Source organism: Achromobacter sp. NPDC008082, assembly GCF_042957345.1.
In the GTDB taxonomy this organism is placed as follows: Bacteria; Pseudomonadota; Gammaproteobacteria; order Burkholderiales; family Burkholderiaceae_B; genus Achromobacter; species Achromobacter kerstersii_A.
Window position 1 is genome coordinate 764,866 of record NZ_JBIBIB010000003.1, and the last position, 14,502, is coordinate 779,367.

The following is a 14,502-nucleotide window of genomic DNA, read 5'->3' on the forward strand; positions in this document are numbered from 1 at the left end:
TCGCTGGATACAGGGCTTTTCCTTTAGGGCCGCGACGATCCCCGTCAGGCTGGCTGCAATGCCTTCACCGCCGTTTCGATGGCCGCCAATGCTTCGGATAACGCTTCACGGCTGGCCGCGAACGACAGGCGGAAGTAGGGCGACATGCCGAACGCCGCGCCCGGCACCACCGCCACGCCACCGCTTTCCAGCAGATACGTCGCCACGTCCACATCCGTTTGCAGCACCTTGCCGTCGGGCGTCTTCTTGCCGATCAGCGCCGAACATTCGGGATACGCATAGAACGCGCCCAGCGGCGCTTGCGCCAGCGTCAGCCCGTTGATACGGCGCAGGCCCGCCACGGTCAGTTCGCCGCGCGCCTGGTATTCGGCACGGCTGGCGGTGACGAAGTCTTGCGGGCCATCCAGCGCCTGGATGGCCGCGGCTTGCGACACGCCGCTGGCGCTGGTGGTGCTTTGCGATTCCAGCTTGTTCAACGCCGCGATCAGCCCGCGCGGGCCGGCGGCATAGCCCAAGCGCCAGCCGGTCATCGCGTAAGCTTTGGACACCCCGTTGATGATGAGCAGCCGTTCGCGCAATTGCGGACACGCTTTTCCGAACGACACGAAGGGCGCATCGCTTAACAGCACGTGCTCATAGATCTCGTCAGAGATGATCAGCACGTCCGGATGCGCATCCAGCACGCGGCCCAGCGCTTGCAGTTCGGCTTCGCTATACAACGCGCCCGTTGGGTTGCACGGCGAATTCAAAATGAACCAGCGCGTGCGCGGCGTGATGGCCGCTTCCAATTGGGCGGGCGTCAGCTTGAAGCCCTGGGACGGCGGGCAGGGCAGCACGACCGGCACGCCGCCGTGCAGGCTCACCATGTCGCTGTACGACACCCAATACGGTGCGGGAATCACGACTTCGTCGCCGGCTTCCAAGGTGGCGAGCCAGGCGTTGAACAACAGTTGCTTGGCGCCGTTGGCCACCGTGATTTCATCCGCCGCATAGTCCAGCCCGTTTTCCCGCTTGAACTTGCGGACGATGGCGGCGCGCAGTTCCGGGCTGCCGGCAGGCACGGTATAGCGCGTCCAGCCCTGGCGCATGGCCTCGGTTGCGGCGTGCTGGATGTGGTCGGGCGTATTGAAGTCGGGCTCGCCCACGCTTAAGTCGATGATCTTGCGGCCTTCAGCGCGCAAGGCGCGGGCGCGTGTCGACACCGCCATGCTGGGCGAGGTCGGCAGATCCCGGGTTCGTTGATTCTCATACTTCATTGGGTCGCCTTGGTGTTGAGCTGTTCGGGCGTCAAGCCGTAGTGCTTCAGCAGGCCCGGTTCGTCGATGTAGCCGTTGGCCAGATCATGGCGCAGCGCATCGCGGTCCCGCTTGGCAGGCGCGCCGAAGCCGCCTCCGCCAGGAAGTTCCAGCACCAGGCGCTCGCCGGGCGGCACATGCTGCGTGCCTTTGCCGCGCAGCACGGTGCCGTCGCTCAACGACACCTTGCCCGGTTCGCCCGGCATGCCGCCGGCGCGCCCGCGTGCGGGGTTGCCGATGCGGTCGAACATGGCGTTAAAGCGGAAGACATAGCCTTCGCGCGGGCCCAGTTCCATCACCTGGCCCAAGCCGCCGCGGTATTGGCCCGCGCCGCTGGAGTGTTCACGCAGTTCTTTGCGCCATACGACAATCGGGCCGGTTTGCTCGGTGGCTTCGGCCGACATGGCGTGTACGCCGCTGGGGAACGCGGTGGACGACAGGCCGTCGAGCGTCGGGCGCGCGCCGGTGCCGCCACTGTTGAACATCAGGATTTCGGCGGGCGGCAAACCGGAATCGGCTTGTGCGGGGCGCGCGCTGACGTGCAGGTTCCACAGCGCGCCCGAGCCTTCGGCGGGGATGCGTTCCGGCAGGAAGTGGTGCAGGGCGCCGAGCACCAGATCGGGCACAAAGTGGCCCAGCACGTGGCGCACGGCCACCGGGCTGGGGCGTTGCGCATTCAAGATGCAGCCTTCGGGTGCGGCCACCGAAAACGGTGCGAGCGATGCGGTGTTGTTCGGCACCTCGGGGGCGATCACGCATTTCAGGCCGTAGCATGCGTAGGCTTTGGCGTAGGCCAGCGGCACGTTGATGCCATAGGTGCTGGCGGGCGATGTGCCGGCAAAATCAGCCAGCAGGCCGTCGCTGCCCACCTCCAGTTCCACCTTCAACGTAACCGGCTGGTCGTAGCCGTCCAACGTCATTTCGTTTTTGTACTTGCCGCGCGGTAATGCCGCAATGCGTTCCAGCGTGGCGGCCAGGCTGCGCTCCAGGATGAAGCTGCCGATGCCTTCCAGATCGCTCAGCTCGAACTCGTCCATCATCTCCATCAGGCGGCGATGGCCGGTATCGTTGCACGCGGCCAGCGCGTACAGGTCGCCCACGACCTTGTCAGATTCGCGTACGTTGTTGCGCAGAATGTTGACCAGATCGCGGTTGATGTCGCCACGCACGGCGAACTTCATGATCGGCACGCAAATGCCTTCCTCGTAGACTTCGCGGGCGTCCGGGCCGAAGCCGCGTCCGCCCACGTCCACCACGTGCGCCGTGGCGGCGAAGTAGCCAATCAGCTGGCCATCCCGAAACGACGGTGTGACGACGGTAAAGTCGTGCAGGTGGCCGGTGCCTTTCCAGGGGTCGTTGGTCAGGTAGACATCGCCTTCGAAGATGTTCTCCGGGCCGATGTCCGCAATGAAGGTGGGCACGGCGTCGGCCATCGTGTTGACGTGGCCCGGCGTGCCCGTGACGGCCTGGGCCAGCATGCGCCCCTGTTGGTCGAAAATGCCCGCGGACAAGTCGCCCGCTTCGCGCACGCTGGTGCTGAATGCGGTGCGGATCAGCGCCAGGGCTTGTTCTTCCACGACCGAGATCAGGCGGTTCCACATGACTTGCATGTGGATGTTCTTCAAGTTGTCGGTGCTCATGGCCGGCTCCTTAAGCGGTGGCGGCGGCGCGCTTGCTCGACACGAGCAGGCAGCCGTCGGCTTGGACGATGGCTTCGAAAGACGAGGTGATCAGCGTGGACGTTTCACGTTCCACCACGATCGCCGGCCCCGCGATACGCGCGCCAGCCGCCAGGCCGTCGCGCTCGACGATGGCCGCATCGACCATTTCGCGCAGCTTCGCGTCAAAGATGCGGCGCTGGCCCACGGCGGGCGCGTCGGCATCGGCCTCGACCAGCGTCAGGCGCTCAACAAGCGGCAGCGGCGAGCTGGCTTTGACGGCCCAGCTGATGGCTTCGATATCCAGCCCGTCGATCGGGCGTCCGAAGTAGCGTGTGTACGCGGCTTCGAAGTCGTCGCGCAGTTGTGCGACGTCGCCGTCCGAGAACTGCGTCGTGCGCAGCATCACAGGAATTTCCCAGCCTTGGCCCACATAGCGCATATAGACCTTGGCTTCGACAACGGGCGTCTCGCGTGAATCGCCTTGCAGCGCGAAGGTCATGGCTTCATCCTGCAATTGCGCCAGCAGGTGGTTGACGGCTGCGCAATCAAAGCGGGTCAGCCGGAAGTTGGCGCTGCGCACGCTTTCATAGCCAAAGGGCGAACGCAGAAAGCCAATCGCGGAGCCCACGCCTGCGCCGGGCGGCACGAGGAAGCGGCTGATACCGGTTTTCTCGCACAAGCGCGCCGCGTGCAAGGGGCCTGCGCCGCCGAAGGTGATCATCGTGTACTTGGAGATCTCGCGGCCGCTTTCCACGGTGTGCACGCGCGCGGCGTTGCTCATGTTCTCGTCGACGACTTCAGCGATGCCATAGGCGCCGTCTTGCGCTGAGAGTTCAAGCGGCTGGGCGACTTCATTCAGCACCGCAGTCTGGGCGAATTCGGTGGAAAGCGAGATCGACCCGCCGGCGAAATTGTCGGGGTCCAGGCGGCCGAGCAGCAAGTCAGCATCGGTGACGGTGGGCAGTTTGCCGCCGCGGCGGTAGCAAGCAGGGCCGGGTTCGGACCCTGCGCTATGTGGGCCGACGCGAATTTGCCGCATGACGTCCAGCCCGGCAATGGACCCGCCGCCCGCGCCAATCTCCACCATTTCCACAACCGGAATGGAAATCGGCATGCCGCTGCCTTTTTTGAAGCGGTAGGTGCGCGCGACTTCGAAAGTGTTGGCGGTTTTGGGCGTTTGCTCGTCGATCAGGCAGATCTTGGCGGTGGTGCCGCCCATGTCGAAGGACAGCACGGAATCCAGCGCATAGCGCGCGGCGATGTGCGCTGCGAAAATCGCGCCGCCAGCGGGGCCGGATTCCACCAGCCGCACGGGAAAGCGCGATGCGCTGTCCACCGAAATGATGCCGCCGCCAGAGTGCATGATGAAGACGGGGCAGTCGGCGCCGGCTTCATGGATCTTCTTCACCAGCCGGTCCAGGTACGACTGCATCAGCGGACGCACGTAAGCGTTGGCGCAGACGGTGTTGAAGCGTTCGAATTCGCGCAACTGGGGCGAGACTTCGGACGAGATCGAAATCGACACATGGGGCAGGCGGCGGCTGAGCACCTCGCGCATGCCCTGTTCGTGCGCGTCGTTCACGTAGGCATGGATGAAACCGATGGCCACGCTGTCGTAGCCGCCAGCTTCGATCTGCTCGGCAAGCGCCTGCATGTCGGCCTCTGACGGGGCGATCAGCACGCCGCCTGCGGCATCGATGCGTTCGCGTAGCGTCAGGCGGTCGCGCCTGTCGATCAGCGCCGGGGGCAGCTTGATGTCCAGGTCATATTGTTCGAATCGGCTTTCCGAGCGCATTTCCAGCACGTCGCGAAAGCCCTCGGTGGTGATGAAGGCGGTGTGCGCGCCACGCCGTTCAATCAGGGAGTTGGTGGCCAGCGTGGTGCCGTGGATGATGATGCCGATGTCCGACAAGGCGATGCCGGCGTCTTTGGCCACGTCGCGCAGCCCCTGGACGATGGCGCGCTCGGGCGCTTCGTAGTCGGTCAGAACTTTTGTTGAGTACAGCTTGCCGGCGAGTTCAAGGGCCACATCGGTGAAGGTGCCCCCGATATCGACCCCCACGCGTGCTTTCTGTTGCGGTGTTGACACTGCTTTCTCCTGGGAAAACAAGGAAATACGGCCATGGCGACGGGTGCGAGATTCCCGGGCTGAATGGCAAGAGCAGACACTAAAGCGGCGATACGTATGATGGGGGTTGTCATACAGGTGGTCAATCAGGGATTTTCCGGCAGCCGAAAAAAAATCGGCCGCAAGGCCGATTTTTGGGGTTCCGGGATGTTGGGTTCAGCGCTTGGCCGCCAACTGTTTCCGATAGCGCGCCACGCTTTCTCCAAGGTGCCGCGCCATGGCCGCGCGCGCGGCGCCAGGGTCGCCACGCATGATGGCGGCCATGATCACGCCGTGCTCGCGCGCGGTGCGCTTTTCATAGTCGCGCAGCTCTTGATCGGACTTGCCGCCGTGCTTGATCTTCAGATCCAGCATGACGTCTTTGACCGCGGATTCAAGCAGATGCGCAAAGTGGGGGTTGTTCGATGCGCGCGCAATCGCCAGATGAAAATTGAAGTCTGCCTGCACGGCAGCGGCGCGGTCGCTTTCGGCGGCATTGAACTCGTCGAACGCCTGGACGATATCGGCCATATTGGCCGGCGTACGGCGTTCCGCGGCCAGCCCGGCGGCTTCCACTTCTAGGCCGACCCGCACTTCCATGATGTGCAGCGCCCAGCGGCTGTCCGCCGGGGGCTGGATGTCGAAGCTGATGGGCGGGTCATGATCTTCCGTGACGAACACCCCCAGCCCAGGGCTGCTGACCACGCGGCCACCCAAGCGCAGCGACGCCATTGCTTCGCGGATAACGGTGCGGCTGACCTTGAATTCCTTGCACAGCGCCTGCTCGGAAGGCAGCCGTTGCCCGGGCCGGTAAACCTGCGTATCCAGCCGTTCGGATAGCGTCTGGATAACGACATCAGTCAAGCGTGTGCGGGGCTTCTTGGGCGTGTTGTTCAAATCGCGGATTCCGTGTTGGATCGAAGGGCGAACGTTCCGTCTGGGTAAGGCGGATGTCTCGCATTGTAGGTGGCCCAAGGTTGTCATATGGGTGCGTGTAATCCCTATGTCTGGGCAACCTGTTCAGGGTGGTGCGCCGATGCGCCATTATGTGCCTAAAACGCACTATATAAGGGATAAATACAGTGCATCAGTGTCTAAAATTGCACCATCTTGGCGGTCGTAATTTTGAGTTGTATGACGGCACCTGTATGAATACAATGAATTGCGAGTCGCGTTCAGCGCGCTAAACGGCAGCTTGGAAACAGTATCTTCGTCAGACCACTACAAGGGGATTTCCATGCAGTTCTTACGCAAGCTCTTGGTGACGGCGGCCTGCGCCTGCCCGATGGTTGCGGCCTCTGCCGCCACGACCTGGACCATGGCTTCCGGTTATCCGGAAAGCAGTTTCTTCACGCAAAACATCCGTCAGTTCATCAAGGAAGTCGAAACCGAAAGCCAAGGCCGGCTGAAGGTGGACTTGCGCTCCAACGACACGCTGGTCAAGCACGACGCCATCAAGCGCGCCGTGCAGGCCGGGCAGATCCAGGCCGGTGAAATCCGCCTGGGCGTCTATGGCAACGAAAATCCGATGTACATCCTGGATGGCTTGCCGAACATTTCCGCGAACTACGAAGAAGCCGCGTTGCTGACTGACGCGCAGAAGCCGTACTTCGACAAGCTGCTGGGCAAGAACGGCTTGCGCGCCATCACCTATGTGGCGTGGCCAGGGCAGGGCTTCTTCACCAAGACGCCCGTTTCCGCACCTGCCGATTTCAAGGGCAAGAAGCTGCGCATCTATTCGCAGCCCACGCAAAAGATGGGCCAGATGCTGGGCTTTCAGGCGACCATCCTGCCGTTCGCCGAAGTGGCGCAGGCGTTTGCGACCGGCTTGATCGATTCGCTGTTCACCAGCGCGCAAACGGGCATCGACACGCAGGTGTGGGACAACTGCAAGTACTTCATGTACACGGGCACGCTGCACAACAAGAACGTCGTCATCATCAATGAACGGGCGTTCCGTGCGCTGGAGCCGGACGTGCAGAAGATCGTTCTGGCGGCCGGCGAACGCGCCACCAAGCGCGGCTTTGAAATGAGCCGCAAGGCGGGCGAAGACACCGTCGAGACGCTGCGCAAGAACGGTATCACGGTCACGCAGGCGGGTCCGGAAGTGCAGAAGGCCTTGGCCGAAGTGGGCAAGACCATGGTCGAAGACTGGCGCAAGAGCGTCAGCCCCGATGAGCAGAAGGTGCTGGACAACTACCTGGCGGCCAAGGCCGCCCAGGCGCCAGCCAAAACTGCCGCCAACTAGCGGCCGGCGGGGCTGCGCGCCCCGCCTTTTCTGCATCTTCCGGAGCGGTACAAGATCATGTTGAGAAAATTTCTTGACGGCCTCTACACGCTTAGCGGCGTGCTGGCTGCGGCATTTCTGGCGGGTATCGCCATCAGCATCATTGCGCAGATCATCGGCCGCGCGCTGGGCTACACGGTGGACTCCACCGAAATCTCGGGGCTGTTCATGGCGGCCTCTACCTTCCTGGGCCTGGCCTACACCTTTCGCGACGGCGGCCATATTCGCGTCGGCCTGATCGTCAGCCGCCTGACCGGCGGTACGCGCAAAGGGGTTGAACTCTGGTGCTGCCTTTCTACCGCACTGTTGATGGGCTACATCGCCTGGCAGGCGGTGCTGTTCGCGTGGCAGTCATTCGAGTTCGATGACATCAGCCCCGGGCTGCTCGCCATCCCGTTCTGGATTCCGCAGTCGGCATTGGCGGCCGGGCTCGTGATTCTGACGATTGCACTGCTTGATGCGGCCCTTGCCGTGGCCCGCGGCGAAGAGCCGGGCTACGACAAGAACAGTGAGGCGGCGTTGGAATAATGCGCCGGGCGACATGGCTGGCGGCGTTGCGCCGGCTTTCACTTCCTATGCAGGAACAAGCATGGATCAATATTCGACTCTGATCGCATCCGGGGCGTTGCTGGTGGTTTTGCTGGTGCTGTTGGCCAGCGGCGTCTGGGTGGCGATTTCGTTGCTGGCGATGGGCGTGGTGGGCTTGGCGGTGTTCACCGACGCGCCCGTGGGATCGCTGATCGTCTCTTCAATGTGGGACGCGAGCTGGGGCTGGCCGATGACGGCGTTGCCGCTGTTCATCTGGATGGGAGAAATTCTGTTTCGCACGCGGCTGTCTGAAGACATGTTCAAGGGCTTGGGGCCGTGGGTCAGCTGGCTGCCGGGGCGCTTGCTGCACGTGAACATTCTGGGCTGCGGCATCATGGCGGCGGTGGCGGGGTCGTCTGCCGTAACGTGCGCAACGGTCGCGCGGATGAGCTTGCCCGAGCTGAAGAAGCGCGGGTACGACGAAGGCATGATGATCGGCACGTTGGCGGGCTCCGGCACGCTGGGGCTGATGATTCCGCCGTCAATCATCATGATCGTCTACGGCGTCACGGCCCAGCAATCGGTAGCGCGCCTGTTCATGGCGGGCATTCTGCCAGGGCTGTTGCTGATTGCGTTGTTCATGGGCTACGTCATCGCGTGGTCGCTGCTGAACCCGTCTAAAGTGCCGCCGCGCGATCCGGCGCTGAGCTTCGGCGCCAAGCTGTGGAACTCGCGCCGGCTGATCCCGGTGGGCCTGCTGATTGCGGCGGTCATCGGCGTCATCTACGGCGGTTTGGCGACGCCGACGGAAGCGGCGACGGTGGGCGTTGTGGGCGCGATGGTGCTGGCCAAGCTGGGCGGCACGCTGTCGCTGAAAAGCTTGGGCGAAAGCTTGATGTCGGCGATGAAGATCTCTTGCATGATTTCGTTCATCGTGGCGTGCGCGGCGGTCTTGTCGATTTCGGTAGGCTTCTTGAACATTCCGCAGGTGCTGGCGGCCAAGGTCGAAAGCATGGCGCTGTCGCCCTATATGTTGCTGGCGGTGCTGACGGCGTTCTTCCTGGTGCTTGGCTGCTTTCTCGAAGGCATTTCGATTCTGGTGCTGAGCAGCGCGGTGATTTTGCCGATGGTGCAGGCAGCGGGTATTGACCTGATCTGGTTCGGCATCTACATCGTCATCATCATTGAAATTGCGCAGATCACGCCGCCACTGGGGTTCAACCTGTTCGTGCTGCAATCGATGACGGGCAGGGATATTTGGCGAGTCACCAAGGCGTCGATTCCCTTTTGCGTGTTGCTGGTGATCGCAATCGGGCTCATCACGATCTTCCCTGGCATCGTGACGTACTTGCCGAATTTGATGTCACAGCGTTGACGTGATTCGCGACGCCAAGAAAAATGCCCCGCGAGTTTCCTCGCGGGGCATTTTTCTTGGCGTCGTCAGAACAAGATCAGCCTTTGACGCGGACGATCTTCTGCACTTGCGGCACGTGGCGGATGGCGCGGATGACTTGCGCCAGATGCTTGCGGCTGTCGACCTGAATGGTCAGGTGCAAGGACACTGTGGACACCGCGTCGTCGTGCATCGTGACGTGCATGATGTTGGCGTCCGCCGCGGTGACTTCCGCCGCCAGACGTCCCAGCACGCCGCGTTCGTTGCGCGTGATGATGTCCAGGCGCGTGGCCAGGTGTTTGGCGGTGTGCGCGTCCCAGCCCACGTTGATCCAGCGTTCCGGTTCGCGCAGGCGCTGGCGCAGGGCCACGGGGCAGTCGGCGGTGTGCACCACCAGCCCATGGCCCATGCGCATGCCGGCAACGATAGGGTCACCGGGCAGGGGGCCGCAGCAAGGCGCCAACTGCACGGCCTGGCCTTCATTGCCCTGGATCAGAATGGGTGCGCTGCGCGCGGATGTCAGCTCGTCCACCGCGGCCGCGGTGGTGGCGACCAGCTGATGCTCGGGCGCGAAACGCCGTGCGACCACGGCCGCCAGCCGCTTGCCCAAGCCGATATCCGCCAGGATCTCCTCGCGTGAGCTGGCGCCAGTGCTGCGCGCAAGCTTTTGCCAAGCGGGGTCGTCGGTGGCCGGCATCGGCATGTGCAGTTCCTGCAATGCCTGGCTAAGCAAGCGTTCGCCAAACGCCACCGATTCTTCGTACTTGACGGTACGCAGGTAGTGGCGAATTTCGGAGCGCGCGCGGCCGGTGCGCACATAGTTCAGCCATTGCGCGTTCGGACGCGACGCAGGCGACGTAACGATTTCAACGGTGTCGCCGCTATTGAGCTCGGTGCGCAACGGCACGAACTCGCCATTGACCTTTGCCGCCACCGCCTGGTTGCCGATGTCGGTGTGAATCGCGTAGGCGAAGTCCACGGGCGTCGCACCGCGAGGAAGCGAAATGATCTTGCCGCGCGGCGTGAACACGTAGACCGCATCCGGGAACAGATCGACCTTGACGTGCTCAAGGAATTCGCCGGAATCGCCCGTCTGGCTTTGAATGTCCAGCAGCGATTGCAGCCATTGGTGCGTGCGCTTTTGCAGGTCGTTCAACGTCAGGTCGGCGCCCTTGTACAGCCAATGCGACGCCACGCCTTCTTCGGCCACATGATGCATGTCGCGCGTGCGGAACTGGAATTCCACCGGCGTGCCGTAAGGGCCGACGAGCGTGGTGTGCAGGGACTGATAGCCGTTCACCTTGGGGATGGCGATGTAGTCCTTGAACTTGCCCGGCACCGGACGATAGAGCTGGTGCAGCGTGCCCAGCGCCAGATAGCATTCCGGCAGCGTGTGCACGATGACGCGGAAACCGTAAATATCCAGCACGTCGGAAAACGACTTCTTCTGGTCAACCATCTTGCGATAGATGCCATAAAGCGTTTTCTCGCGGCCGGTCACTTCGGCTTCGATACCGGCAGCGGGCAATGACGCCCGCACCGAATCGGCGATCTTCGTGATGACCTCGCGGCGGTTGCCGCGCGCGGCCAGCACGGCCTTGTACAGCACCTGATAGCGGTTCGGATGCATCGCCGCAAAACACAAGTCTTGCAGCTCGCGGAACAGCAGGTTCAGGCCCAGCCGATGTGCGATGGGCGCGTAGATATCCAGCGTTTCGCGGGCGATGCGCCGGCGTTTCTCTGGATTGACGGCGTCCAGCGTGCGCATATTGTGCAGGCGGTCGGCCAGCTTGATGAGGATGACGCGCACGTCGCGCGCCATCGCCAACAGCATCTTGCGGAAACTTTCGGCTTGCTGCTCGGCCTTGGTGGCGAAGTCCAGGCGGTCCAGTTTGGACAGCCCGTCGACCAGCTCGGCCACTTCGGGGCCGAAGCGTTCTGCGAGCTCGTGCTTGGCGATACCCTGATCTTCCATCACGTCATGGAGCAGGGCGGCCGACAACGCGTTGACGTCGAGCTTCCAGCCTGCGCAGATTTCAGTGACGGCGATCGGGTGCGAGATGTAGGGCGAACCGCTGGCGCGGAATTGGCCCAGATGCGCCTGATCCGCGAAGCGATAGGCTTCGCGCACGCGCTCTACATCTTTCTTGTCGAGATAGCTGCCGATGATTTCGGTCAGCGGCGCCAGCGATGCAACCGGCGAAGCGGTTGCGTCCGCCGCTTCTTGCGCGGCGACGGACGGTGGCGTAGGGAGATTTTTGTCTTTCTTGCCCGTGCGGCGCCCAAGACGGGAGCCGGCACGTAGTGCGGCAAGCAGACCAGATGAAGCGTACTTCAGCCCGGGAAAAGCCATGCTTGCCGCCCCCCGGAGACTATCAGGTGGGAACTTTACGCAGCATTTCCACGCCGGTTAGGCCGCCCGCGATTTCGCGCAGAGCAGTGACCGTGGGCTTGTCTTTGCTGTCCAGGCGCGGGGCATGGCCTTGCGCCAACTCGCGGGCGCGATACGTCGCGGCCAGCGTGAGCTTGAAACGGTTAGGGATTTGATTCAGACAGTCTTCGACGGTAATGCGAGCCATTAGGACACCTGGTGCTGATGGATGATAGGGAGAATGCGTTCGGCTCAGTGTTCGGCCGGGATACCAAGTTGTGCGAACAACTCGGCATGTCGGGCGGCCTGAGACGAAAAGCGCAGCCTTGCGGAACTGACGATTTGCATCAGTTCCGACAAGGCCACGCTAAATTCTTGATTAATAATAACATATTCGCATTCAGGCGCGTGGGCGATTTCGCCGCCCGCGGCCATGAGCCGGCGCGCGATCACTTGGGGCGCATCCTGGCCCCGCGCCTTCAACCGGCTTTCGAGTTCTTCGATCGACGGCGGCAGCACAAAAATGCCGATGGCGGCGGGAAAACGCTGCTTCACCTGACGCGCGCCTTGCCAATCGATTTCAAGCAATACGTCGCGGCCTTCGCGCGTAGCCAAGTCGATTCGGTCGCGCGGCGTGCCGTAGAAATTGCCGTGGACTTCCGCCCATTCCAGCAGGTTCTGTTCGTCGCGCATGCGCTTGAATTCGTCGACGGACACGAAGCGGTATTCACGGCCGTCTTCTTCGCCCGGACGAGGCGCGCGCGTGGTGCAGGAAATGGAGAGTTCGATGGAGGGGTCTTGCTGGAGCAAGGCCTTCACCAGGCTGGATTTGCCCGCGCCGCTGGGTGCGACGACCATGAAGACGTTTCCGGGGTTGGCGTACATGAATATGACCGGCGTGTGATGCTAAGACCGGAAGTCTAGCAAATCGCGCGGCGCGGCAGGGGGAAAACCCGCTGTCCGGCCGTGCGATTTGTCATGCTTGAACGTGCGAACCGGGTCAGCCTGCGGGTTTGGCCGCCGTTTGTAGCAGCTTGCCGCCAGGCGGCGGCGCATCGCTGCCAAGCAGGTGGCCGTTGACCTCGATGCCGTAAAGCGAGTCGTCCGAGTCGTGATATTTCTGGCGGGTGGCGGCCACTGAATCCTTGTAGCGCGGGTCTTGGGGGCGCTCATGCGCGTTCATGAAATAGGCCACGTCCCACGCTTCCTGATCGCTCAGCATGCCGGCTTGGCCCAGCGGCATATTGGCTTTGATGAAGCCGGCCGCGTTGCCAATCTGGTGCATGCCTGCGCCCCAGTTAAAGGAGTCAGCGCCCCACAGCGCGGGAAAGACCCAGTGTTTGCCGTTCTTCTGCCCCTGGCCCTCGGCGCCGTGGCACACCGCACAGTACTGCGCATAGACCTTGCTGCCGCGCACGTAGTCGGCCTTTTGGGCCGGCGCCGGCAGCTTGCGGTAGCCCTGGCCTTCCAGCACGACGCCCGTTGGCGCCTTGCTGGCCAGCCAGAACATATAGCTTTGCAGCGCCGTCAACGTCGGGTCGTCCGCAGCAGGCGCCTTGCCATTCATGCTGAACCGGAAACAGCCTTGCAACCGTTCGGCCAGCGTGTTGACGTGCTCGTTCTTGGCGCGATAGGCGGGGTACAGCACATAGGCCGCCCACATGGGTGCAGAGTCCGGCCGGCGGCCGGCGTCCAGATGGCAACTGGCGCAGGTGAGATCGTTGCCGACGAACTTGCCCGCCTTTTGCGGCGTGTGCAGGAAGATCTGCTCGCCTTCCCGGACGATCTTGCCGAATTCGGTGTCGGGCAAGGACGCGGCAGAGGGCGGGGTGAAAGCGGGCCGGGGTTCGGCGGCAAAGGCTGGCGCGGTGCAGGCAATACCGGCGGCAATGCCGGCAGCAACACCGGCTGCAATACTGGCCGTGCCCAGACGGAAGCGGGGAAGGCGGATCATGGCTTGGCTCCGTCCGAAGAAGGGGTTTGAGTGGCAAGCAGGTCGGCGGCTTTGGGCAGGCCGGCGTAGTAGGCGGAGACGGCGTCGATGTCGGCGGCGGACAGCCGGGTGGCGACGGCCGGCATCAGCCCCAATGGTCCCGGCGGCCGTTGCCCTTGCTGCCAGGCGCGCAATTGGCCCGCGATATAAGCGGCGGGTTGTCCGGCCAGGCTGGGGAAGTTTTGGCCGACGCCGATGCCGCCAGGGCCGTGGCACTGATTACAGGCCGGGACGTTTTTGTCCCAGGCGCCGCGGGTGGCCAGCCACGCGCCCGTGTCGGCGGGCTTGACGGGATGCATGGCCGTGGCGGCCAGCCGGTCAAGGTTCAGTGGCGAGGGCAAGCTGGCGTAGTAGCTCGCCACGGCCTGTTGCTGGGCGGGGTCCAGCGCTTTGGCGGTTGCCGCCATCACCGGACTGACGCGCGAACCGTTGGCCATGGCTTCCAGTTGCTCCGTCAGGTACTTGGCGCCCAGGCCGGCCAGTTGCGGGAAGCCGGCGGCAGGGTTGCCTTCGCCTTGCGCACCATGGCAGGTGATACAGGCTGGCGCGCCGTTCGCGCCTTGCGTGCTGATCTGCTTGCCATCTGGCGCGCCTTGGGCGCTTGCGCCCGTGGCGAACAAGGCGCTGAGCACCAGCGCGGGGAGGGACCGTGGGGTCATGGCTTGCCTGCTCCGATTTGTTATTGGATTTTGGGTAATAAGCTAATTTCCACAAATTATATAAAGACTTGTGACAGATCAACGCGAAATCCGCCGTTGGATGGTGCACATCCGCGTTTCTTTTGCTTGCGTACGGCTGGAACATTTGTGTCTTTGCTGGAAGGTTTGCTTGCAGCATCGCCGGAATGATTGCGGTAGCATCTCGCCG

The 14,502-nt window shown here is 63.0% G+C and carries 12 protein-coding genes; 3 read left to right on the top strand and 9 right to left on the bottom strand.

Going from position 1 to position 14,502, the window contains the following annotated elements; genetic code table 11:
• Positions 1-44: 44 nt before the first annotated feature.
• From ACFZAI_RS15630 to ACFZAI_RS15645, 4 genes are all read right to left on the bottom strand, one after another.
• On the bottom strand, positions 45-1,256 hold the full coding sequence (locus tag ACFZAI_RS15630) for an aminotransferase class I/II-fold pyridoxal phosphate-dependent enzyme (RefSeq protein WP_391567726.1): 1,212 nt from the start codon (positions 1,254-1,256) through the stop codon (positions 45-47).
• Positions 1,253-2,935, bottom strand: coding sequence for a hydantoinase B/oxoprolinase family protein (locus tag ACFZAI_RS15635; RefSeq protein WP_391567728.1), 1,683 nt, complete (start codon positions 2,933-2,935; stop codon positions 1,253-1,255). The genes ACFZAI_RS15630 and ACFZAI_RS15635 overlap by 4 nt, the downstream gene beginning before the upstream one ends.
• Before the next feature lie 10 nt (positions 2,936-2,945).
• Positions 2,946-5,045 (bottom strand): hydantoinase/oxoprolinase family protein, encoded by a 2,100-nt coding sequence (locus ACFZAI_RS15640; protein WP_391567730.1) that lies wholly within the window; start codon positions 5,043-5,045, stop codon positions 2,946-2,948.
• Positions 5,046-5,240: 195 nt separating this feature from the next.
• Positions 5,241-5,927: a FadR/GntR family transcriptional regulator gene (locus tag ACFZAI_RS15645; protein WP_391567732.1), complete on the bottom strand. Its 687-nt coding sequence runs from the start codon at positions 5,925-5,927 to the stop codon at positions 5,241-5,243.
• 373 nt (positions 5,928-6,300) lie between these two features.
• Between ACFZAI_RS15645 and ACFZAI_RS15650 the strand changes: the two genes are divergently transcribed.
• The 3 genes from ACFZAI_RS15650 (at position 6,301) to ACFZAI_RS15660 (ending at position 9,253) form a co-directional block, all read left to right on the top strand.
• Positions 6,301-7,311, top strand: coding sequence for a TRAP transporter substrate-binding protein (locus ACFZAI_RS15650; RefSeq protein WP_391567734.1), 1,011 nt, complete (start codon positions 6,301-6,303; stop codon positions 7,309-7,311).
• Between the two features lie 57 nt (positions 7,312-7,368).
• Positions 7,369-7,878 (top strand): TRAP transporter small permease, encoded by a 510-nt coding sequence (locus ACFZAI_RS15655; RefSeq protein WP_391567736.1) that lies wholly within the window; start codon positions 7,369-7,371, stop codon positions 7,876-7,878.
• 61 nt (positions 7,879-7,939) lie between these two features.
• The gene (locus tag ACFZAI_RS15660) at positions 7,940-9,253 is read left to right on the top strand and encodes a TRAP transporter large permease (RefSeq protein WP_391567737.1); all 1,314 of its coding nucleotides are present in this window, start codon (positions 7,940-7,942) and stop codon (positions 9,251-9,253) included.
• Positions 9,254-9,329: 76 nt separating this feature from the next.
• Here ACFZAI_RS15660 and ACFZAI_RS15665 read toward each other — a convergent pair whose 3' ends face one another.
• The 5 genes from ACFZAI_RS15665 to ACFZAI_RS15685 form a co-directional block, all read right to left on the bottom strand.
• Entirely contained in the window at positions 9,330-11,624 is a 2,295-nt protein-coding gene (locus tag ACFZAI_RS15665; protein WP_391567739.1) for a RelA/SpoT family protein, read from the bottom strand.
• 22 nt (positions 11,625-11,646) lie between these two features.
• Complete coding sequence (gene rpoZ, locus ACFZAI_RS15670; RefSeq protein WP_006219679.1) at positions 11,647-11,850, bottom strand: DNA-directed RNA polymerase subunit omega; 204 nt, start codon at positions 11,848-11,850, stop codon at positions 11,647-11,649.
• 44 nt (positions 11,851-11,894) lie between these two features.
• Positions 11,895-12,527 carry a guanylate kinase gene (gmk, locus tag ACFZAI_RS15675; protein ID WP_082386951.1) on the bottom strand — a complete coding sequence of 211 codons (633 nt, stop codon included), beginning with the start codon at positions 12,525-12,527 and terminating at the stop codon, positions 11,895-11,897.
• 115 nt (positions 12,528-12,642) lie between these two features.
• A complete protein-coding gene (locus ACFZAI_RS15680; protein ID WP_391567742.1) occupies positions 12,643-13,596 on the bottom strand; it encodes a c-type cytochrome in 954 nt (317 codons plus the stop codon).
• Positions 13,593-14,294: a c-type cytochrome gene (locus ACFZAI_RS15685; protein WP_391567744.1), complete on the bottom strand. Its 702-nt coding sequence runs from the start codon at positions 14,292-14,294 to the stop codon at positions 13,593-13,595. Before ACFZAI_RS15685 ends, ACFZAI_RS15680 begins: the two co-directional genes overlap by 4 nt.
• Between the last annotated feature and the right edge of the window lie 208 nt (positions 14,295-14,502).

Bases quoted from the DNA above. Each gene is read 5' to 3' on its own strand.
- ACFZAI_RS15630 (WP_391567726.1), bottom strand. From the start codon at position 1,256: ATGAAGTATGAGAATCAACGAACCCGGGATCTGCCGACCTCGCCCAGC.
- ACFZAI_RS15635 (WP_391567728.1), bottom strand. From the start codon at position 2,935: ATGAGCACCGACAACTTGAAGAACATCCACATGCAAGTCATGTGGAAC.
- ACFZAI_RS15650 (WP_391567734.1), top strand. From the start codon at position 6,301: ATGCAGTTCTTACGCAAGCTCTTGGTGACGGCGGCCTGCGCCTGCCCG.
- ACFZAI_RS15655 (WP_391567736.1), top strand. From the start codon at position 7,369: ATGTTGAGAAAATTTCTTGACGGCCTCTACACGCTTAGCGGCGTGCTG.
- ACFZAI_RS15660 (WP_391567737.1), top strand. From the start codon at position 7,940: ATGGATCAATATTCGACTCTGATCGCATCCGGGGCGTTGCTGGTGGTT.
- ACFZAI_RS15665 (WP_391567739.1), bottom strand. From the start codon at position 11,624: ATGGCTTTTCCCGGGCTGAAGTACGCTTCATCTGGTCTGCTTGCCGCA.
- rpoZ (WP_006219679.1), bottom strand. From the start codon at position 11,850: ATGGCTCGCATTACCGTCGAAGACTGTCTGAATCAAATCCCTAACCGT.
- gmk (WP_082386951.1), bottom strand. From the start codon at position 12,527: ATGTACGCCAACCCCGGAAACGTCTTCATGGTCGTCGCACCCAGCGGC.
- ACFZAI_RS15680 (WP_391567742.1), bottom strand. From the start codon at position 13,596: ATGATCCGCCTTCCCCGCTTCCGTCTGGGCACGGCCAGTATTGCAGCC.
- ACFZAI_RS15685 (WP_391567744.1), bottom strand. From the start codon at position 14,294: ATGACCCCACGGTCCCTCCCCGCGCTGGTGCTCAGCGCCTTGTTCGCC.